The organism is Caulobacter sp. KR2-114 (assembly GCF_049446115.1).
Classification (GTDB): Bacteria; Pseudomonadota; Alphaproteobacteria; order Caulobacterales; family Caulobacteraceae; genus Acaudatibacter.
On sequence record NZ_JBMSEC010000007.1, the window covers coordinates 148,952 to 167,988 of the forward strand.

At 71.2% G+C, this 19,037-nt stretch carries 18 protein-coding genes; 10 read left to right on the forward strand and 8 right to left on the reverse strand.

Going from position 1 to position 19,037, the window contains the following annotated elements; genetic code table 11:
- The first annotated feature begins 119 nt into the window (after window positions 1-119).
- Window positions 120-2,060 carry an acetate--CoA ligase gene (gene acs / locus ACO2Q3_RS22440; RefSeq protein WP_423310702.1) on the forward strand — a complete coding sequence of 647 codons (1,941 nt, stop codon included), beginning with the start codon at window positions 120-122 and terminating at the stop codon, window positions 2,058-2,060.
- Between the two features lie 3 nt (window positions 2,061-2,063).
- Window positions 2,064-2,624 carry a hypothetical protein gene (locus ACO2Q3_RS22445; RefSeq protein ID WP_423310704.1) on the forward strand — a complete coding sequence of 187 codons (561 nt, stop codon included), beginning with the start codon at window positions 2,064-2,066 and terminating at the stop codon, window positions 2,622-2,624.
- Between the two features lie 216 nt (window positions 2,625-2,840).
- On the opposite strand, the gene ACO2Q3_RS22450 is transcribed toward ACO2Q3_RS22445, so the two are convergent.
- The 3 genes from ACO2Q3_RS22450 to ACO2Q3_RS22460 all read right to left on the reverse strand — a co-directional run bounded on the left by ACO2Q3_RS22450 (window position 2,841) and on the right by ACO2Q3_RS22460 (window position 4,649).
- The gene (locus ACO2Q3_RS22450; RefSeq protein WP_423310706.1) at window positions 2,841-3,371 is read right to left on the reverse strand and encodes an SRPBCC family protein; all 531 of its coding nucleotides are present in this window, start codon (window positions 3,369-3,371) and stop codon (window positions 2,841-2,843) included.
- Between the two features lie 267 nt (window positions 3,372-3,638).
- On the reverse strand, window positions 3,639-3,761 hold the full coding sequence (locus ACO2Q3_RS22455; protein ID WP_423310708.1) for a hypothetical protein: 123 nt from the start codon (window positions 3,759-3,761) through the stop codon (window positions 3,639-3,641).
- Between the two features lie 36 nt (window positions 3,762-3,797).
- Window positions 3,798-4,649 carry a glutamate racemase gene (locus ACO2Q3_RS22460; protein ID WP_423310710.1) on the reverse strand — a complete coding sequence of 284 codons (852 nt, stop codon included), beginning with the start codon at window positions 4,647-4,649 and terminating at the stop codon, window positions 3,798-3,800.
- A 146-nt stretch (window positions 4,650-4,795) separates the two neighbouring features.
- Between ACO2Q3_RS22460 and ACO2Q3_RS22465 the strand changes: the two genes are divergently transcribed.
- Both ACO2Q3_RS22465 and ACO2Q3_RS22470 read left to right on the forward strand, forming a co-directional pair.
- Entirely contained in the window at window positions 4,796-6,937 is a 2,142-nt protein-coding gene (locus tag ACO2Q3_RS22465) for a M3 family metallopeptidase (protein ID WP_423310711.1), read from the forward strand.
- A gap of 383 nt (window positions 6,938-7,320) precedes the next feature.
- The gene (locus ACO2Q3_RS22470) at window positions 7,321-8,112 is read left to right on the forward strand and encodes a retropepsin-like aspartic protease family protein (RefSeq protein WP_423310713.1); all 792 of its coding nucleotides are present in this window, start codon (window positions 7,321-7,323) and stop codon (window positions 8,110-8,112) included.
- Between the two features lie 12 nt (window positions 8,113-8,124).
- Here ACO2Q3_RS22470 and ACO2Q3_RS22475 read toward each other — a convergent pair whose 3' ends face one another.
- Window positions 8,125-8,988: an alpha/beta hydrolase fold domain-containing protein gene (locus ACO2Q3_RS22475; protein ID WP_423310715.1), complete on the reverse strand. Its 864-nt coding sequence runs from the start codon at window positions 8,986-8,988 to the stop codon at window positions 8,125-8,127.
- Between the two features lie 128 nt (window positions 8,989-9,116).
- Between ACO2Q3_RS22475 and ACO2Q3_RS22480 the strand changes: the two genes are divergently transcribed.
- A complete protein-coding gene (locus tag ACO2Q3_RS22480) occupies window positions 9,117-10,052 on the forward strand; it encodes an aldo/keto reductase (RefSeq protein WP_423310717.1) in 936 nt (311 codons plus the stop codon).
- 176 nt (window positions 10,053-10,228) lie between these two features.
- Here the strand turns inward: ACO2Q3_RS22480 and ACO2Q3_RS22485 are convergent, their stop codons facing one another.
- The 3 genes from ACO2Q3_RS22485 to ACO2Q3_RS22495 form a co-directional block, all read right to left on the reverse strand.
- A complete protein-coding gene (locus ACO2Q3_RS22485; protein WP_423310719.1) occupies window positions 10,229-11,029 on the reverse strand; it encodes an alpha/beta fold hydrolase in 801 nt (266 codons plus the stop codon).
- 74 nt (window positions 11,030-11,103) lie between these two features.
- The gene (locus ACO2Q3_RS22490; RefSeq protein ID WP_423310721.1) at window positions 11,104-11,631 is read right to left on the reverse strand and encodes a YbjN domain-containing protein; all 528 of its coding nucleotides are present in this window, start codon (window positions 11,629-11,631) and stop codon (window positions 11,104-11,106) included.
- Between the two features lie 112 nt (window positions 11,632-11,743).
- Entirely contained in the window at window positions 11,744-12,286 is a 543-nt protein-coding gene (locus ACO2Q3_RS22495) for a hypothetical protein (RefSeq protein ID WP_423310723.1), read from the reverse strand.
- A 137-nt stretch (window positions 12,287-12,423) separates the two neighbouring features.
- Between ACO2Q3_RS22495 and ACO2Q3_RS22500 the strand changes: the two genes are divergently transcribed.
- From ACO2Q3_RS22500 to ACO2Q3_RS22510, 3 genes are all read left to right on the forward strand, one after another.
- Window positions 12,424-13,113: a response regulator transcription factor gene (locus ACO2Q3_RS22500; RefSeq protein ID WP_423310725.1), complete on the forward strand. Its 690-nt coding sequence runs from the start codon at window positions 12,424-12,426 to the stop codon at window positions 13,111-13,113.
- A complete protein-coding gene (locus ACO2Q3_RS22505) occupies window positions 13,106-14,611 on the forward strand; it encodes an ATP-binding protein (protein WP_423310727.1) in 1,506 nt (501 codons plus the stop codon). The genes ACO2Q3_RS22500 and ACO2Q3_RS22505 overlap by 8 nt, the downstream gene beginning before the upstream one ends.
- 158 nt (window positions 14,612-14,769) lie before the next feature.
- A complete protein-coding gene (locus ACO2Q3_RS22510; protein ID WP_423310729.1) occupies window positions 14,770-15,114 on the forward strand; it encodes a hypothetical protein in 345 nt (114 codons plus the stop codon).
- 246 nt (window positions 15,115-15,360) lie between these two features.
- Here the strand turns inward: ACO2Q3_RS22510 and ACO2Q3_RS22515 are convergent, their stop codons facing one another.
- Window positions 15,361-16,980: an FMN-binding glutamate synthase family protein gene (locus ACO2Q3_RS22515; protein ID WP_423310731.1), complete on the reverse strand. Its 1,620-nt coding sequence runs from the start codon at window positions 16,978-16,980 to the stop codon at window positions 15,361-15,363.
- A gap of 175 nt (window positions 16,981-17,155) precedes the next feature.
- Between ACO2Q3_RS22515 and ACO2Q3_RS22520 the strand changes: the two genes are divergently transcribed.
- Together ACO2Q3_RS22520 and ACO2Q3_RS22525 are read left to right on the forward strand one after the other, a co-directional pair.
- Window positions 17,156-18,250: an MBL fold metallo-hydrolase gene (locus tag ACO2Q3_RS22520; RefSeq protein WP_423310733.1), complete on the forward strand. Its 1,095-nt coding sequence runs from the start codon at window positions 17,156-17,158 to the stop codon at window positions 18,248-18,250.
- A 136-nt stretch (window positions 18,251-18,386) separates the two neighbouring features.
- On the forward strand, window positions 18,387-19,022 hold the full coding sequence (locus tag ACO2Q3_RS22525) for a TetR/AcrR family transcriptional regulator (protein WP_423310735.1): 636 nt from the start codon (window positions 18,387-18,389) through the stop codon (window positions 19,020-19,022).
- Window positions 19,023-19,037: the final 15 nt, after the last annotated feature.

The following is a 19,037-nucleotide window of genomic DNA, read 5'->3' on the forward strand; positions in this document are numbered from 1 at the left end:
GGGGAAGCACCCGCGAAGCGGGGGAAGGGGGCTTCAGCGGAGAACCCTTCCTTGCGCTCATCCCTGACCTTTGCTTAGTCCCCTGCAAGCAAGGTCTGGGCAGACCAGGGAGAAGCGGCGTGAGCGACGGCCAGGTGTTTCCGGTTCCGCAGGCGTGGGCGAAGCGCGCCCACATGGACGCCGCCGGCTATGACGCCGCGGTGGCGCGGGTTGAGGCCGATCCGGAAGGCTATTGGCGGGGCGTCGCCAGCCGGCTGGACTGGATCAAGCCGTTCAGCGTGGTCAAGGACGTGTCGTACAACCGCGACGACTTCCGCATCCGCTGGTTCGCCGACGGGGTGCTGAACGTCTCGGCCAACTGCCTGGACCGCCACCTGCCGCACCGGGCGAACGACGTGGCGATCATCTGGGAAGGCGACGACCCGAAGGACAGCCGCAAGATCACTTATGCCGAGGCGCACGCCGAGGTCTGCCGCATGGCCAACGTGCTGAAGGCCAACGGCGTGGCCAAGGGCGACCGGGTGACGATCTATCTGCCGATGATCCCGGAGGCGGCCTTCGCCATGCTGGCCTGCAGCCGGATCGGCGCGATCCACTCGGTGATCTTCGGCGGCTTCTCGCCCGACTCGATCGCCGGGCGCATCCAGGACTGCGACAGCCGCATCGTCATCACCGCCGACGAGGGCCTGCGCGGCGGGCGGATCGTGCCGCTGAAGAAGAACGTCGACGAGGCGCTGGAACACTGCCCGGACGTGCACTCGGTGATCGTCGTCACCCGCACCGGCGCGGCGGTCAACATGCAGTCCGGCCGCGACGTGCGCTACGAGACCGCGCGCGAAAAGGTCTCCGCCGACTGCCCGCCCGAGCCGATGGGGGCCGAGGACCCGCTGTTCATCCTCTACACCTCCGGCTCGACCGGAAAGCCCAAGGGGGTGCTGCACACCACCGGCGGCTACCTGACCTGGGCGGCGCACACCCACGAGCTGGTGTTCGACTATCGCCCCGGCGAGATCTTCTGGTGCACCGCCGACGTGGGCTGGGTCACCGGCCACAGCTACATCGTCTACGGCCCGCTGGCGAACGGGGCCACCACCCTGATCTTCGAGGGCGTGCCCAACTATCCCACCGTCTCGCGGTTCTGGGAGGTGATCGACAAGCACCAGGTGGAGATCTTCTACACCGCCCCCACCGCCCTGCGCGCGCTGATGCGCGACGGCGAGGAGCCGGTGAAGAAGACCTCGCGCAAGTCGCTGCGCCTGCTGGGCAGCGTCGGCGAACCGATCAATCCGGAGGCCTGGCTCTGGTACCACCGGGTGGTGGGCGAGGAGCGCTGCCCGATCGTCGACACCTGGTGGCAGACCGAGACCGGCGCCTGCCTGGTGTCCCCCCTGCCCGGCGCCACGGCGCTGAAGCCCGGCTCGGCCACCAAGCCCCTGCCCGGGGTGAAGCTGCAGATCGTCGACGCCGACGGCAAGGTGCTGGACGGCGCGGTCAGCGGCAACCTGTGCATCACCGACTCATGGCCGGGGCAGATGCGCACCGTCTATGGCGACCACGAGCGCTTCATCACCACCTATTTCACCACCTATCCCGGCAAGTACTTCACCGGCGACGGCTGCCGCCGCGACGAGGACGGCTACTACTGGATCACCGGGCGGGTGGACGACGTGATCAACGTCTCCGGCCACCGGCTGGGCACCGCCGAGATCGAGAGCGCCCTGGTGGCGCACCAGGACGTGGCCGAGGCGGCGGTGGTCGGCTATCCGCACGATATCAAGGGCCAGGGCATCTACGCCTACGTGACGCTGAACGCCGACGTTCAGCCCACGGAGGACCTGCGCAAGGGTCTGGTGCAGTGGGTGCGCCACGAGATCGGCCCGTTCGCCGCGCCCGACGTGATCCAGTGGGCCCCCGGCCTGCCCAAGACCCGCTCGGGCAAGATCATGCGCCGCATCCTGCGCAAGGTGGCCGAGAACGACGTCTCCAACCTGGGCGACACCACCACCCTGGCCGACCCCTCGGTGGTCGACGACCTGGTGAAGAACCGCGCGGGGGCGTGAGGTTTGAGCTGGCCGCCCCCCGTCGATGCGGCGGCCAGCCTCCGGGGGATCGTCGAGGCCTTCCAGCCGCTGCTCGGGCGGCGCCTGAAGGCGATGACCTGGCTGGCCACCTCGGCGGACACGCCGGACTTGGTGTCCGATAGCTTGCCGGACGCCGTATCGTTCTCCGGCGGCGTGCAGCTCGTGTTTGAGGGCAACGAGCCTCTGTTCCTCACCTGGACGAGACGCTACCCCTATCTGCTGCGACCAGGGCGGGAGGCCGACGACTGGAGCCCGCACGTGCTCGATCGGGTGCAGGCGTTGACCCGTTCGCCATGGGGCGGCCTGGAAGACTGCCGTCTCGTGGCTGCAGATATCTTCTCGGGCTCGCCCCTGTCCGACGCCGGCCGCGGCGTGGTTGGCGTGCGCTGCGCTCTCGTCGCCGACGACGGCGCGCCAGCACGGTTGTGGATCGGCGTGGGCGGCGACGACGGGTTGCGCGAAGGCGACGACCTGTGGGTCGGCCTGGTCGATCCGCCGAACGTCGCCGAGTTGGAACACCTGACGCGCCTGGACGACGGATGAAAAGCCCGCGGAAACATCCCCTCGTCACCCCGGCCGGAGCGCAGCGAAGAGCCGGGGCCAGCCGTACAGACGCTCAGAGAGCGGAGATTGACCGCCGGCGGGCAGCACCCATTGAAGTTCGTCTCGGTTGCGGGACGGCTGGCCCCGGGTCGACGCGCTTCGCGCTTGCCCGGGGTGACGAGGTTTTAGAGAGTGGCGAGTCGGGAAATTGACTCCCTACTGCGCCGCCCCCGTCTCCACGTACGCCTTGAGGCGGCCGATGTTCTCGCCCATCACGCCGTCGACCGGGGCGGAGAGCTGGCCGATGCCGCCCTTGACGTAGCCGCCGGCCTCGAAGGTCCAGGTGACCGTGGTGTGGCCGTCCTTTTCCGTCAGTTTCCAGTCGAGGGTGTTGACCGCGCCGGTGAACTGGAACGGCCCCTGCTGGCCGAACAGGCGGAGCTCGTGGTTCGGGACGATGTAGGTCACCGTCAGGTGCAGCGCGCCGCCGCCGCCCGGCAGGGTCTCGCACCAGCAGCCGCCGGCGCGGGGCTCGAAGGTGAAGTTGTCCGCCTTGCCCGACCAGCTGTGCTCGCTGCTCCACCAGCGGGCGGGCGTGATCATGGCCGCCCAGACCTTGGCGGCCGGCGCGGCGATCTCGACGCTGCGACGCACCTCGAAGCCAGCCGGCGAGGTGTCCGTCACCTCCGCCCGCGCCGCGCCGGCCAGCAGCGCCGCGGCCAGCACGCCCAATCCGATGCGCTTCATCTTCGCCCCCTGTATGCAAACAAGAGTGAACGCCGCCGGGCGGCCATGGGCAAGCGCGCGTTGCGGACAGCGCCTGAGCCCCTCACCTTCCCATGGCTGCGCCATGGGCCCCTCCCTCTCCCTATGGGAGAGGTGAATTGTTGTGTGATATCCGCAAATTAGTCATCCCGTGACGGCTGTCCTTCCCCTCTCCCATAGGGAGAGGGAGGGGCCCGCGGGGCTTGCGTAGCAAGGCGCGTGGGAAGGTGAGGGGTTCCGCCCTCGCCCCTAGGCCGTGGTGTGCGTCCGGCAGCCGCCGCCGGCGTGGTCGTCCGGGGTGTCGCAGTTGACCGCGGCGCAGCCAGAGAGCAGCAGGGCGGTCAGGGCGAGGATGGCGAAGCGCGGCAGCATGGGGCGACCTCCGGAGCGGGCGAGGCGAGCCTCGCCTCAGGCCGCCTCGAAGTCCAGCGGACCGCCCCAGAAGGTCGAGACCAGGCCATTCTGCCGCCCGGGGGTTCCGGTGGTCAGGAAGCGGCGCAGACCCGACTGGCCGGCGCGGTACTCCGGGTGCCGCTCCAGGTAGCGCTCGATGGCGTCGGCGGTGGCGTCCGGCTGGTGGATCAGCGGCGTGCCCGGCGGCAGGGCCGCCCGGAACAGCTCGGCGGTGATCTCGTAATGGGTGCAGCCCAGGATCGCGCGGTCGGGCGGGCGGCCGATGCGGGTGGCCAGCGCCCGGGCGTGGCCGGCGATCTCGGCCTTCAGGGCGGCCTCGTCGGCGCCGGTCTCGATCATCCGCGCGAGGTTCGGGCAGGGCTCGGAGAACACCGCCACGTCCTGGCGGCGCTTGTCGATCTCGATCTCGTAGACGCGCGAGGCGGTGGTGGCCGGGGTGGAGAACACGCCGAGGACCTCCAGGTGCTCGACCTTTTCGCCGCGCCGCTCGGCCTCATGCTCCCAGGGCAGGCCCGTGGCCGCCTCGATGGTGGGCACGATGATCCCCAGCACGTTGACCGGCCGGCCGAGCGCCTTGCGGTAGCCCGGCAGCCAGGTCTGCTGCAGCCGCCGCAGGGCCACCGAGGCCGCCGTGTTGCACGCCAGCACCACCAGGTCGCAGCCGGCGTCGAACAGGCGCTCGCAGCCGGCGCGGGTCAGATCGACGATCTCCTCGCCCGGGCGACCGCCGTAGGGGGTGTTGGCCTGGTCGGCCAGGTAGACGAAGTCGGCGGCGGGCAGCCGGTCCACCAGCGCCTTGTGCACGGAGAGCCCGCCGATCCCGGAATCGAAGACGCCTATGGCCATGTCCGCCCTTTAGAGCATGTCCGCCTGGCTTGGCAGCCCCTGCGGACCGCGCCGGCGAATCGCCGAACATTAACTCCCTGTCACATGACGGCCGCATTGTGACGCCCTAGGGTCCGCGGCAAGTTTTGCTTCAACGGACCCCTTCCTTGCAACGACGCACCTTTCTGACGGCCTCGGCCGCCACAGCCGCCCTCGCCTCCCTCGGGTCCAACGCCAAGGCCGCCCCCGACATGCCCATGCTCGCGCCCTGGACGGGCCCGCACGGCGGCGCGCCCGCCTTCGACAAGGTGCGGGTGGCCGACTTCAAGGCGGCGCTGCAGGCCGGGATCGACGACCAGCGCGCCCGGGTCGGGACGATCGTCGCCAGCCAGGCGCCGCCCAGCTTCGAGAACACCATCGCCGCGCTGGAGGAATGCAGCCGGCCGCTGGACCGGGTGATGGCCTACTACGGCGTCTGGACCTCGACGCTGAACGATCCGGCGATGCAGGCCGTGGAGTCCGAGATGGCCCCGGTGCTGGCGGCCTCCGCCGACGAGGTGATCCAGAACGGGCCGCTGTTCGCCCGGGTGCAGGCGGTCTACGAGGCGCGCGAGCACGCCGGCCTGACGCCGGAACAGCAGCGGCTGACCTGGGTCTACTACCGCCGCTTCGCCCGGCAGGGGGCGGCGCTGGACACCGCCGGCAAGAAGCGCATGGGCGAGATCAACCAGCGCCTGGCCAGCCTGTACACCGCCTTCAGCCAGAACGAGCTGAAGGACGAGGAGGCGTGGACCCTGCCGCTGACCAGCCAGGCCGACCTCGCCGGCCTGCCCGACAGCGTGGTCACCGCCGCCGCCCAGGCGGCCGAGGCCAAGGGTCTGAAGGGCCAGTGGCTGATCACCAACACCCGCTCGTCGATGGAGCCGTTCCTGACCTATTCCTCGCGCCGCGACCTGCGCGAGAAGGGCTTCCGCATGTGGACGATGCGGGGCGACAACGGCGACGCCAACGACAACAACGCCAACATCACCGAGATCCTGAAGCTGCGCGCCGAGCGGGCGAAGCTGCTGGGCTTTGCCACCCACGCCCACTGGATCACCGACGACCAGATGGCCAAGACGCCGGATGCGGCGATGGACCTGATGCTGAAGGTCTGGGCGCCGGCGGTGGCGCGGGTGCGCGAGGAAGTCGCCGACATGCAGCAGATCGCCGACGCGGAGGCGGCGGCGGGCGGGGCGAAGATCACCATCGCCCCCTGGGACTACCGCTACTACGCCGAGAAGGTGCGCAAGGCGAAGTACGACCTCGACGAGGCCGAGATCAAACCCTACCTGCAGCTGGAGAAGCTGCGCGAGGGCATGTTCTGGGCCGCCGGCCAGCTGTACGGCTTCGAGTTCGCGCAGGTCACCGACCTGCCGGTGGCGCGGCCGGACATCCGCACCTTCGAGGTCCGCAAGAACGGCCAGCGCGTCGGCCTGTGGTACTTCGACCCCTACGCCCGGGCCGGCAAGAACTCCGGCGCCTGGATGAACGAGTACCGCAGCCAGGAGCGGTTCCGCGGCGAGGTGACGCCGATCGTCTCCAACAACGCCAACTTCGTGAAGGCCGCGCCGGGCGAGCCGATCCTGGTGTCGTGGGACGACGCCACCACCATGTTCCACGAATTCGGCCACGCCCTGCACGGGCTGAATTCGAACGTCACCTATCCGTCGCTGGCAGGCACCTCGGTGGTGCGCGACTTCGTGGAGTTCCCCAGCCAGCTGAACGAGCACTGGCTGCCGACGCACGAGGTGCTGACCCGCTTCGCCACCCACTACAAGACCGGCGCGCCGATGCCCGACGCCCTGGCGGCGAAGATCCGCAAGGCGCACACCTTCAACCAGGGCTTCTCGACCGTGGAGTACCTGGCCAGCGCCATCGTCGACATGAAGGCGCACCTGGCCGGCTCCACGCCGATCGAGCCGCGGGCCTTCGAGAAGGCGACCCTGGCGGAGATCGGCATGCCCAAGGAGATCGTCATGCGCCACCGCATGCCGCACTTCGGGCACATCTTCTCCGGCGACGGCTATTCGGCCGGCTACTACGACTACATCTGGGCCGACACCCTGACCGCCGACGCGGCCGAGGCGTTCCAGGAGGCGCCGGGCGGCTTCTACGACAAGGCCACGGCCCAGCGGCTGCACGACTGCATCATGAGCGTCGGCAACACCATCGACGCCGGCGAGGCGTTCCGCCGCTTCCGCGGCCGCGACGTGACCATCGACGCCCTGATGCGCGACCGCGGCTTCCCGGCGCCGGCGAAGACCTGAGGCAGGCGGCGCTCGCGGGCCTCTTCCCCCGCTCGCGGCTAGGCGATTCACACATCTCGATGCCGGGTTCTGAAAGCCTTCTCCCCTTGCGGGAGAAGGTGTCTTGCGTAGCAAGACGGATGAGGGGTCGCCAGGGCTCTCCGGTTAGCGCAGCGCCGCAGCCGAGATAGTCACGACGGCTCCATCAACCCCTCATCCGACCCGCTGGCGCGGGCCACCTTCTCCCGCAAGGGGAGAAGGAAGGGAAACCGAGCCGCTTTACCAATGTGTGCACCCCCTAGCCGCTCGCGGGGGAAGAGGGGGGGGAACGAGGTTGGCCCGGCCGCCGTGGCCGGGGGCGGCGCGATGCGCTAGTCTTGGGCCTTCAGTCGGCGGAGTGAGCGATGGCGGAGGATCCGGGCCCCTGGGGGCGGGCGCAGGCGGAGGCGCGGGCGCGGGCCGAAAGCCAGCCGCAGCCGGCGCAGGCCGAGCCGCAGGGCCTGCCGATCGGCCTGTTCATCTGGCTGGGCCTGCTGGCCGCGGCCGGGCTGGGTTTCTTCGCCATGGCCTACCTGATGCCGAACCGGCTGGGGAGCAGCGGCTGGGGCGACGCCCTGGCCGACTTCGGCATGCTGGCCCTGGTGTCGGCCGGCCTGGTGCGGCTGCGCGGCATCGACGCCGGGCGGGTCGCCCGGAACGCCACCATCTGGGTGGCGATCGTCGGCGTGCTGGCCCTGGGCTACGCCTATCGCGGCGAGCTGCAGGACGTCGGCCAGCGGCTGCAGACCGAGGTGTTCCCTGACACGGCGGCGGCCGCGGCCCCCCGCGCCCTGGTGATCATGGCCGACGCCGACGGCCAGTTCGCGGTCAATGGCGTGGTCAACGGCCACAGGGTGCGCTTCGTGGTCGACACCGGCTCCAGCGACATCGTGCTGAGCCCTCAGGACGCCCAGGCGGTGGGGGTCGACATCTCGTCGCTGAACTTCCACCGCATGTTCGCCACCGCCAACGGCGGCGGAGCCGGCGCGGACTACGTGGCCCCGACCCTGGAGATCGGCGCGATCCGGCTGAGCAACGTACACGCCTCGATCAACCGGGCGCCGATGGGGGAATCCCTGCTGGGCATGAGCTTTCTGCGGCGCATGGACTCCGTCGAGATCAAGGGCGACCGGATGACCCTGCGCTGGAAGGGCTGAGCGCCCTCCCGCCTATTGCCAGGTCGCCTCCGGGCGCGGCTGGACGTCGACCACGAACCGCGCCGGCTCGTCGACGGTGCGGCGCAGGAAGCCAGACACCAGGGTCATCAGCATCGGCCGCAGCTCCGGCTGGTTCATGAAGCCGTGCGGCAGGCCGGCGAAGATGTGGCTGTCGACGCGCAGCCCCCGCGCGCGCAGCGCCTCCTGGAAGCGCAGCGAGGCGCTGACCGGCACCACCTTGTCGGCGTCGCCGTGCAGCAGCATCACCGGCGGGAAGTCCGCCCCCACGTGGTTGATCGGGCTGGCCAGGGCGGCCGCCTCGTCGGACACGTCGGCCCCCTTCAGCGCCGCGGCCTGGTTGCCGCCCGAGGGGCGCGTCGCCCCGCGATACAGCAGCACCGGCGGATAGACCGCGATCACCGCCGCAGCGTGCGCCGGGATCGACGGGTCGGCGTCCGCCGGATCGAACCGGGGGTCGTCGGCCGTGCCGGCCGCCAGCAGCACCAGGTGCGCGCCGGCCGAATGCCCCTCCAGGGCGATGCGGTCGGGATCGAAGCCGTAGTCGCCGGCCTTCGAGCGCACCCAGCGGATCGCCCGCTTCACGTCGTGGATCTGCGCCGGCCACACCGCCTCGCCGGTCAGGCGGTATTCGGGGGCGAACACGGTGAAGCCGTCGTCGGCCAGCTGGCGGGCGTGCGCGTCCAGCATCGCCTTCGAGCCGCCGACCCAGCCGCCGCCATGCACCATGATCAGCGCCGTCGACCGTCGCCGGTCCGGGTCCGGCTGGTAGAGGTCCAGCTTCAGCGGACGCCCGCCGGCGTCGCCATAGACCACGTCCCTGCTGACCGTGACCTTGTCCATCGCCGAGACACTCATCGGCGGCCTCCCGCTGTCGTTGTTCCTTTTCGGCCATGGGCCTACGATCGATGCGGCATTGCAAGCGGGCCCGTTAGAGCCCGCGCGCCAGATCCTGATTTCAAGCCATTCAGAGGGAGCGATTTCGCATGGACTATCGTCGATTGGGGACGAGCGGCCTGAAGGTCAGCCAGGTGGGGCTGGGCTGCAACAACTTCGGCATGCGGCTGGACCAGGAAGGGACCAACGCGGTGGTGAACGCCTGCCTGGAGCATGGCGTGACCTTCTTCGACACCGCCGACGTCTACGGCGGCTCCAAGTCCGAGACCATGCTGGGCGAGGCGCTGAAGGGCCATCGCCACGAGGTGGTGCTGGCCACCAAGTTCGCCAGCCCGATGGGCCAGGGCCCCGACCAGCGCGGCGGCTCGCGGCGCTATGTGATGGCCGCGGTGGAGGCCAGCCTGAAGCGGCTGAACACCGACTACATCGACCTCTACCAGATGCACCGCCCCGATCCCGACACGCCGATCGAGGAGACCCTGAGCGCCCTCGACGACCTGGTGACCCAGGGCAAGGTCCGCTACATCGGCAACTCCAACTTCACCGGCTGGCAGGTGGCCGACGCCGACTGGATCGCCCGCACCGAGCACCTCAGCCGCTTCGTCTCGGCGCAGAACAACTATTCGATCCTGGAGCGGAAGGTGGAGTTCGAGGTGATCCCCGCCTGCGACCGCTTTGGCCTGGGCATGCTGCCGTTCTTCCCGCTGGCCTCGGGCATGCTGACCGGCAAGTACAAGCGCGGCGAGGCCCCGCCGGAAGGCACCCGCCTGGCCGCCTGGGGCCCGCGCGGCGCCGCGGCGCTGAACGACAAGGCCTTCGACAAGGTCGAGAAGCTGGAAGCCTGGGCCGCCGAGCGCGGCCACACCATCCTGGAGCTGGCCTTCGCCTGGCTGCTCGGCAACCCGGTGGTCTCCTCGGTGATCGCCGGCGCCACCAGACCCGAACAGGTCAAGGCCAACGCCGAGGCGGGCGGCTGGGTGCTGACGCCGGCCGAGGTCGAGGAGGTTTCCAAGCTGGCGGCGTAGGGGGGCGGCGCCTCTGCCCCTTCGACTGTCATCCCGGAAAGCCGCGCCAGCGGTTTATCCGGACCGCCGGAAGCCCTGTTGTCGGCAAACCGTAGCGGGCGCCGGCGCTTGCCGCGGTCCCGGATATTCGCTGCGCGAATTCCGGGATGACAGAGTTGGGGTGGCTTCGCGCCCCCTCACCCCTCCAGCAGAAACGCCACCATCGCCGGGATCGCGGCGCGGTCCTGGATCATGAACATGTGGCCGCCGTCGAACATCGCCAGCCGGGCGCCGGGGATGCGGGCGGCCAGGCGTTCCTGGGTCTGCGGCAGGGCGATGCCGTCGAAGCGGCCGCCGGCCACCAGCACCGGACAGGCGATCTGCGGCAGGCGGTCCCAGGTGTCGTGGTGGCGGCGGGCCTCCAGCTGGCGGCGCGCGCCCATGGCGTGGCCCGGCTCGTCGGCGAACGGGTCGGCGACGCCCATCTGCACCAGCTGGTCGTAGAAATCCCTGTGCCCCGCGGCCCAGGCGGCGTCGCGTCGGGTGTCGGAGATCGGGATCAGGTGCTTCGCCCGCTCGGTGCGTTCCATGTGCTCGATCTCGTGGAACGGGAACGAGGCGCCGCCCGCGCCGCCCGGCGAGGTGCAGGCCAGCACCAGGCGCTTCACCCGCGACGGATGACGCAGCACAAGCTCCTGGGCGACCATGCCGCCGAACGAGACGCCGACCACCAGCGCCTGGTCCCAGCCGACATGATCCAGCAGCCGCGCCGCATCGTCGGCGTAGTCGGCCATCGTATAGGCGACGTCCGGCTTGGAGGTCTGGCCGAGGCCCCGCTGGTCGTAGGCCAGCAGGTCGAAGGTCTTGGCCAGCGGTCCGTCGAACACGTTCGGCTTGACCCGCAGGTCGCCGCCGGTGCCGGAGATGAACAGCAGCGGCGGGCCCTCGCCCTGCCGCTCGAACCAGATCTCGATGTCGCCGGCCTGAGCCTTCGGCATGCCGCCCTCCGCCAATGCTTGCCCGTCTCAACTGTCGGATCGGGCCGCGCGCGGCAAGCGAAAGCTGGGCGCCGTCAGTTGCCGGACTTGCAGCTGTCGCCGCCCGGGTGGCGGGCGCAGTCGACCACCTTCATGAAGGCCGGCAGCACCGCGTCCCAGGTGTCGATGTTGTTGTCCACCGCTTCTGTGGTGAAGCCGTGCTCCACGTCGAGGTCCATCTCGACGTACGGGTCCTTCTCGTCGTCCAGATAGGCCCGGCCGAAGCGGCTGGAGCGGTTCCAGGCGTTGATCCGCTCGAAGGTCATGCCCCCGTCCACGTGGAAGGCGGTGGAGAACTGGATGCTCGAGCAGCGGGGACCCTTGTGGCAGCCGTAGAAGTAGATCTCGTAGCTGACCCCGTCGGTGCTCGACTGGATCTTCGGGTCGCCCTCGCGGTCCTTGTCGATCTTGGCCTGGTAGCCCTTGGCCTGCAGCACCTCGGCCACCTCCTGGGCGGTGACGCCGCCATCGGCCAGCGGCCGGGCGATCGCCGGCGGCCCGGCCAGCAGCAGGCTCGCCCCGAACAGGGCCGGAAGGACGGAAGCGGGCAGGACGCGCGACATGGCGGCTCCGGTGCAAACGGGTCGCGACCCTAGCCCGCCCCTGCCGCGACCGCATACTGACAAAGCCTGTAAGACTTCGCGGGCGACCCGCCGACCCCCGGGGGCGGCAGGCTCAGCGCGGCCGCGCCTTGGCGGCGTTGCCAAGGCTGGGCAGGGCGCGCGGCAGGCTGAACACCATCGGGAAGGCCCCCTTGGCGGCGCCGTGATTGGACACCGTCAGCGCGTAGCGGCCCGTCTCGGTGATGTGCAGCATGCAGGCCTCCAGCGCGGCCTGGCAGACCACGACGGCGCCCGGGCCGGTGACCGTCATGTGCCCTTCGCCGTCGCCGTAGCGGTCCGGCTCCAGGTGCACGATCAGCTCGCCGGCGGCGATCACCACCATCTGGGTCTGGGAGGACTTCGGGCCGACCTCGAAGTCGAGGGTTGTGGGCGCCTGCAGCTGCTTGGCGGTCTCGGTCCGGCGGCCGACGACCTCAGGAGCGGTGGGGGCGCTGCGCGGCAGGCGCGCCGGCAGCGGCTGGGCGACCGGCCGGCCGGCCGAGCCGCTGACCTTGTCGCCGCCGGTCCTGGCCGGCGTCGCCGCGGCGGCCGGCCAGGCGGCGGCCAGGGCGGCGACGGCCGCCGTCAGGACCCGAGCTGCGTTTTCGGCCGTCAACCGCCTGACCTCCGCGCCGATCGCCGACGCCGTTCCGGGGAGCCGCTTGCCAATCCCCCGCACCGCTGCAATCTAGGCCACGCCCGGCCTGCGTCCAGGCCGTCCGTGGCGCGGCGAACACCTTTCGGGAGCCCGGTTTGCGCATCCTGCTGCTGGAGGACGACCCCGACGCCGCCGAGCGGGTGCTGAGCGCCCTCGCCGCCCTGCCGGAGGCCGAGCCGCACCATGTCACCCGCGGCGACGAGGCGCTGCGGCGCGCCTCCAGCGAGGCGTTCGACGTGCTGATCCTGGACCGCATGGTCGAGGGCATGGACGGGCTGCAGGCGCTGGAGCGGCTGCGGGCGCTGGACGTGCGCACCCCGGCGCTAGTGCTGTCGAACCTGGGGGCCACGCGCAACCGCATCGAAGGCCTCGACGCCGGGGCCGACGACTACCTGGCCAAGCCGTTCGACGCCGAGGAGCTGGTGGCGCGCCTGCGGGCGCTGGTGCGGCGGGCCAGCGCCGAGGCCAACCCCGACGCCCTGATCCTGGGCCAGCTGGACCTGCGGCTGCGCGCACGCACGGTGCACTGGAGCGGGCGGCACGTGGACGTCTCGCCCAAGGAGTTCGAGATCCTGAAGTTCCTGGCCGAGAACCACGACGTGGTGGTCTCGCGCGAGATGATCTGGAACGCCGCCTGGCCGGAGTACCGCATCCCGCCGCAGGTCAACGTCATCGACGTGAACCTGTCGCGGCTGCGCGGCAAGCTGGAGGCGGTGGCCGGCCGCCAGCTGGTGGAGACGGTGAGGAAGCAGGGCTTTGTCCTCCGCTCCAACCTCTTTGGCTGATCTGGCCCCCCGCGCCGGCGCCGTCCGGCCCGCCGGTTCGGCGGTGTGGCGCCTGACGCTGGCCTTCGCCGCGCCCCTGATCCTGGGGGCCGTGGTGCTGGTGCTGGGCGCCTATGCGGTGATGGTGCAGGCCGACGTGGCGGCGCTGCGCCCGGCGATCCTCAGCGACGCGGCGGTGCTGCGCAGCCGCATCCTGGACTCCGAGAAGGCGCTGGCCGCCCCGACCGTGGGCGCCAGCTTCGACGCCCCGGCCAGCATCACCCAGGCCATGCTCAGCGGCCGGCTCGCCCGGCAGCAGACCGACCGGCAGGCCGGCCTGCCGGTGACCAGCTTCTACCTCTACGCCTACCAGGGCCAGGTTGTGGACGGGGACAAGGGCTTCGGCGAGCCGCGGCCGCTGGCCTGCGGACTCGCGCCGGGCGACTGGGTGCAGTGCCTGGAGGCGGCGGGCCTCGGCGGCGCGGGCGGCTGGTACCGGGTGACGGACGCCGACGGCGACGCCTGGGGCCTGGCCCGGCGGATCGACGTCAGCCCCGGGCAGGACGGCGCGCACGGCCATCTCTACGTCGGCCGGCAGTTCGCCATGGCCGAGGTGGAGCGGCGGCTGCTCAACGTGGCCGCGGCGGTGCTGGGCCTGGCCTGCCTGGCGGCGGTGCTGCTGGGCCTGCTGGTCAGCCGCCAGATGCTGCGCCGGGTCGAGGCGGTGAACGCGGTCTGCGACCGGGTGCGCCAGGGGGACCTGGCCGCCCGGGCCGGCGGCGCCGAGGCCGACGACGAGTTCGGCGCCCTGTCGCGCCACGTCAACGACATGCTGGAACAGATCGCCGCCCTGGTGCTGGGGCTGCGCGACGTCTCCAACCGCATCGCCCACGACCTGCGCACACCCATCGCCCGGCTGAAGGCCGACCTGGAGCGCGCCGCCGCCGCGCCCGACCTGGACGCGGCGCAGGCCGGCGCCGAGGCCGCCGCGGCCGAGACCGAGGTCATCCTGGAGACCTTCCAGGCGCTGCTGGACATCGCCGAGGCGGAAGCCGGGGCCGATGGCGGCCTGCAGCCGATCCGGCTGGACGACGCGGCGCGGGGGGCGGTCGACCTCTACGAGGCGGTGGCCGAGGAAGCCGGCGTGACCCTGGTCGCCGAGCTGGAGCCGGCGCCGCTGCTGGGCGAGCCGTCGCTGGTGGTGCGCCTGGCCGCCAACCTGGTGGACAACGCCATCAAGTTCTCGCCGCCGGGCGGGCGGGTGGTGGTGCGCACCGTCCGCGCGGGGAGCGAGGTGGTGCTGTCGGTGAGCGACCAGGGACCCGGCATCCCCGCCGGGGAGCGCCAGGCAGTACTGCGCCGCTTCGTGCGCGCCGAGGCGACCCGCGCCACGCCCGGCCACGGCCTGGGCCTGGCCCTGGTGGCGGCGGTGGCCAAGCGCCACGGGGCGAAGATCCGCATGGACGACACCGTCCCAGCCCCCGGCCTGACGGTCAGCGTCACCTTCCGCGCGTTCTGAGCGCCGGGGCGCCGAACCTTACGGCCCGTGTAAGTCTCTGACAGGCTTTGTCAGAAACTGTCGGGGTCTGTAAGTACAGCCTCGCCGCAGCGGCTCGTAATCTCTCTTCATCGGCGAACGGATGGACCGGACGCCAGACCAGAAGAGGGATTATACTGATGACCAGCAAGATGATCCGCGGCGTTGTCGTCGCCTTTGCCGCCGCCGCCGTGTTCGCCGCGTCGGCCACCAGCGCCGCCGCCGCCGACCGCCGGGTCGTGGTGGTGAACGACACCAACCACACGATGACCAACCTCTACGCCTCCAGCGTCCGCGACAGCCGCTACCACGGCGACTGGCTGGGCCGTTCGGTCCTGCGGCCCGGGGAATCGATGGTGGTGGACTTCAATGACGGCAGCGGGGCCTGCCTGATGGACGTCAAGGGCGTGTTCAGCGACCACACCTCCGCCACCAACCGCTACAACGTCTGCCGCGGTTCGGAGATGGACTTCACCGGCAACTGACCGTGACCCTTCCCCGCGGCAACAAGGCCGCCGCGAGCGATCGCGGCGGCCTTTTCTTGTGTCGAGCCCCGCCGGCCGAACTGAGCCCGGCACGCCCTCCCCTCGTCACCCCGGCCGCAGCGAAGCGGAGAGCCGGGGCCGGCCGGGCCGCCGTCCAGCTGGATGCCATCCTGGGCCCCGATGGGCCGGCCCCGGATCGGCGGCGCTGCGCGCCTGGTCCGGGGTGACGAGACTGGGTTTGCCCCCTTACGCCGGGGCCTTGGCGTCGAAGCTGTCGGCCGAGGCGAGGTCCCAGTTGCGGCCGTAGAAGGTGCGGGCGGCGGCGCCGTCGAGCAGGGCGCCCGGCTGCAGGAACTCGTGGATCTGGTCGAAGCCGCGGATCTCGGTGGCGCTGACCCGGCGCGACAGGTGGTGCGCGGCGATCTGGCTGGGGTGCGACAGGCCGGCGGCGGCCAGCATGTCGGCCAGGGCCTTCAGCGTGTTGCCGTGGAAGCTGGCCACCCGCTCGGCCTTGTCCGGCACCACCAGGGCGCGCTGGCGCAGCGGATCCTGGGTGGCCACGCCGGTGGGGCAGCGGTTGGTGTTGCAGCTCAGCGACTGCACGCAGCCCAGGGCGAACATGAAGCCGCGCGCGGCGTTCACCCAGTCGGCGCCGATCGCCAGCACGCTGGCGATGTCGTAGGCGCTGACGATCCGCCCGGCGGCGCCCACCCGGATCTGCTGGCGCAGGCCCGCGCCCACCAGGGTGTTGTGCACGAACAGCAGGCCCTCGCGCATCGGCGCGCCGATGTGGTCGGAGAACTCCACCGGCGCGGCCCCTGTGCCGCCCTCGGCGCCGTCGACGACGATGAAGTCGGGCCGGATGCCGGTCTCCAGCATCGCCTTGACGATGCCCATGAACTCCCACGGATGGCCGATGCACAGCTTGAAGCCCACCGGCTTGCCGCCGGACAGCTCGCGCAGCCGGGCGATGAAGTCCATCAACTGGCGCGGGGTGGCGAAGGCGCTGTGCCGGGGCGGCGAGATGCAGTCGCGGCCCATCGGCACGCCACGTGTCTCGGAGATCTCGCGGGTGACCTTGGCCGCCGGCAGGATGCCGCCGTGGCCCGGCTTGGCCCCCTGGCTGAGCTTGATCTCGATCAGCTTCACCTGGTCGGTGGTCGCCTGGGCGGCGAACCGGTCCGGATCGAAGCGCCCCTCGGCGTCGCGGCAGCCGAAATAGCCGCTGGCCACCTCCCAGCAGATGTCGCCGCCGCCGGCGCGGTGATAGGGGCTGATCGAGCCCTCGCCGGTGTCGTGGTAGAAGCCGCCGCGCCGGGCGCCCTCGTTCAGGGCGTGGATGGCGTTGGCGCTCAGTGAGCCGAAGCTCATCGCCGAGATGTTGAACACCGAGGCCGAATAGGGCTGCGCGCACTGGTCGCCGCCGATGGTGATGCGATAGGTCGACGGGTCGGCCGCCGCCACCGGGGCCATCGAATGGCCGACGAACTCGTAGCCGGGGCGGTAGACGTCCAGCAGCGTGCCGAACGGATGCTCGCCGGCCTCGCCCTTGGCCCGGCGGTAGACCAGCGAGCGCTGGCTGCGCGAGAACGGGGCGGCCTCCTCGTCGCTCTCGAACAGGTACTGGCGCAGTTCCGGCCGCACCAGCTCCACCATCCAGCGGATGTGGCCGATCACCGGATAGTTGCGCTGGATCGAGTGTTCCGCCTGGGTCAGGTCATGCAGGCCGAGCAGGGTCAGCAGCCCCCCCGCCACCGCCAGGCTCCAGCCGGCGTGCGGATGGCCCAGCACGATCAGCGCCACCCCGGCGGCCAGGGCCAGGACGCACAGGGCGAACGCCGTGAACCGGCTCGGATGAATTCCCATGCGCCACTCCCGTTGCGCGCGGCCGGCCCCGCGCCTGATCGTTGCGCGAGCCTTGGGCGGGCGGGCGGCGCCCGTCAAGCGCGGGCGAGGAGATGACGCGCCGCCGCGACCGTGATAATGACATACTAACTGTCATATGTTGCCGCGCCGGATCGCCGGCCGAGGAGCGCTCCCCTTGAAACGTCTGCTGCCCGCCCTGCTGGCGGTCCTGGTGCTGGCCCTCGTGCTCGCCGGCGGGGTCTGGCTGATGCGGGGGCGCCTCGCCGTCGCCGCCATGGGCCGGATCTACGCCAAGGCGCTGGGCCACGACGCGATCGCCGAGCTGCCGGACGGGCTGCACGTGGGCCTGTGCGGCTCCGGCTCGCCCCTGCCCGACCCCAGCCGCGCCGGCCCCTGCACGGTGGTGATCGCCGGACGGCGGATGTTCGTGGTGGACGCCGGCGAGGGCAGCGTGCGGCGCCTGTCGCTGATGGGCTTCCAGCCGGGCCAGGCCAGCGCCCTGTTCCTCACCCACTACCACTCCGACCACATCGCCGACCTGGGCGAACTGATGCTGCAGCACTGGGCCGGCGGGGCGGCCGCCGCGCCGCTGCCGATCTACGGCCCGACCGGCGTCGACCAGGTGGTGCAGGGCTTCGAGGCCGCCTACGCCCTGGACCGCGGCTACCGCATCGCCCACCACGGCCCGAAGGTGGTGCCGCCGGCGGGCTTCGGCGGCGCGCCGCACGGCTTCGCCGCCGACCGCGCCGCGCCGGACGTGGTGCTGATCGACGAGCCGGACCTGAAGGTGATCGCCTTCCCCGTCGACCACCACCCGGTCGAGCCGGCCGTGGGCTATCTGTTCGTCTACAAGGGCCACCGCGTGGTGGTCAGCGGCGACACGGCCCCCTCGGCCCGGCTGGAGGCGGCCGCCAGGGGGGCGGACGTGCTGGTGCACGAGGCCCTGGCGCCGAACCTGGTGGCGGTGCAGCGGCAAGAGGCGCTGAAGGCGCACCGCGACAACCTCGCCGCCATCTTCCACGACATCCTCAGCTACCACACCACGCCCGAGCAGGCCGCCGCCATCGCCGAGCGCGACCACGTGCGCTACCTGCTGTACACGCACCTGATCCCGCCGCTGCCATCGACCGCCCTCTACCCCGCCTTCCTCGGCCGCTCGGGCGAGATTTTCCACGGTCGCATCCGGGTCGGCGAGGACGGCGATCTGCTGAGCCTGCCGACCGGCTCGCAGGAAATCCGCCTCTCCCACCGCCTGCGGACGTTCCAATAACGCGACCGTTGCAGGCCTGCTCTGGCGGAAGCTTAGCCTTTACATCCACTTAACCGTGTTCTCTCAACGAACGCTGGCGCAATGTCGCCGGTCTAGCTAAGCAAGGACGTCGCCCTTCACGGAGATCCCCCAACCCGTGACCGCACCACGAGTCAAAACGCCGCCGGCCGATTCCGTGGCCGACGCCGATCCGCCTGCCGCGCCGGAGACCGACGGCCGCCGCCGCCGCTCGCAGGACAGCCGCGCGCGGATCGTTTCGGCCATGCTGGAGCTGGTGCACGCCGGTGACGCCACGCCCGGCGCCGAACAGGTGGCCGCCCGCGCCAACGTCGGCCTGCGCACGGTGTTCCGCCATTTCAGCGACATGGACAGCCTCTACGCGGAGATGGCCCAGGTCATCGAGAGCGAGCTGCGCAGGGTGGTCGACAGCCCGTTCGTGGCCACCACCTGGCGCGAGCGGATGGTGGAAATGGTCGGCCGGCGCAGCGCCGCGTTCGACCGCATCGCCCCCTTCCGCCGCGCGGCCGACGTCCACCGCCATCACTCCCGCTTCCTGCAGCAGGCGCACGAGCGGATGAACGCGGTCGGCCGCGAGCTGCTCAAGCGCGAACTGCCGGCGGAACAGGCGCGCGATGCGACCCTGGTCGAGACCCTGGACCTGCTGCTCAGCTTCGAGGCCTGGAACCGCCTGCGCCGCGACCAGGACCTGACCCCCCGCCGCGCCCGCGACGTCCTCGAACAGGCCATCCGCCGCGCCGTCGGCGAGGACTGACGCGAGGCGGGCCGA

Excerpts from the sequence above, each read along its gene's own strand:
- ACO2Q3_RS22450 (WP_423310706.1), bottom strand. The coding sequence starts at position 3,371 with ATGAAGCGCATCGGATTGGGCGTGCTGGCCGCGGCGCTGCTGGCCGGC.
- ACO2Q3_RS22475 (WP_423310715.1), bottom strand. The coding sequence starts at position 8,988 with ATGAGTGTCTCGGCGATGGACAAGGTCACGGTCAGCAGGGACGTGGTC.
- ACO2Q3_RS22485 (WP_423310719.1), bottom strand. The coding sequence starts at position 11,029 with ATGCCGAAGGCTCAGGCCGGCGACATCGAGATCTGGTTCGAGCGGCAG.
- ACO2Q3_RS22470 (WP_423310713.1), top strand. The coding sequence starts at position 7,321 with ATGGCGGAGGATCCGGGCCCCTGGGGGCGGGCGCAGGCGGAGGCGCGG.
- ACO2Q3_RS22515 (WP_423310731.1), bottom strand. The coding sequence starts at position 16,980 with ATGGGAATTCATCCGAGCCGGTTCACGGCGTTCGCCCTGTGCGTCCTG.
- ACO2Q3_RS22490 (WP_423310721.1), bottom strand. The coding sequence starts at position 11,631 with ATGTCGCGCGTCCTGCCCGCTTCCGTCCTTCCGGCCCTGTTCGGGGCG.
- ACO2Q3_RS22510 (WP_423310729.1), top strand. The coding sequence starts at position 14,770 with ATGACCAGCAAGATGATCCGCGGCGTTGTCGTCGCCTTTGCCGCCGCC.
- ACO2Q3_RS22460 (WP_423310710.1), bottom strand. The coding sequence starts at position 4,649 with ATGGCCATAGGCGTCTTCGATTCCGGGATCGGCGGGCTCTCCGTGCAC.
- ACO2Q3_RS22455 (WP_423310708.1), bottom strand. The coding sequence starts at position 3,761 with ATGCTGCCGCGCTTCGCCATCCTCGCCCTGACCGCCCTGCTGCTCTCT.
- ACO2Q3_RS22480 (WP_423310717.1), top strand. The coding sequence starts at position 9,117 with ATGGACTATCGTCGATTGGGGACGAGCGGCCTGAAGGTCAGCCAGGTG.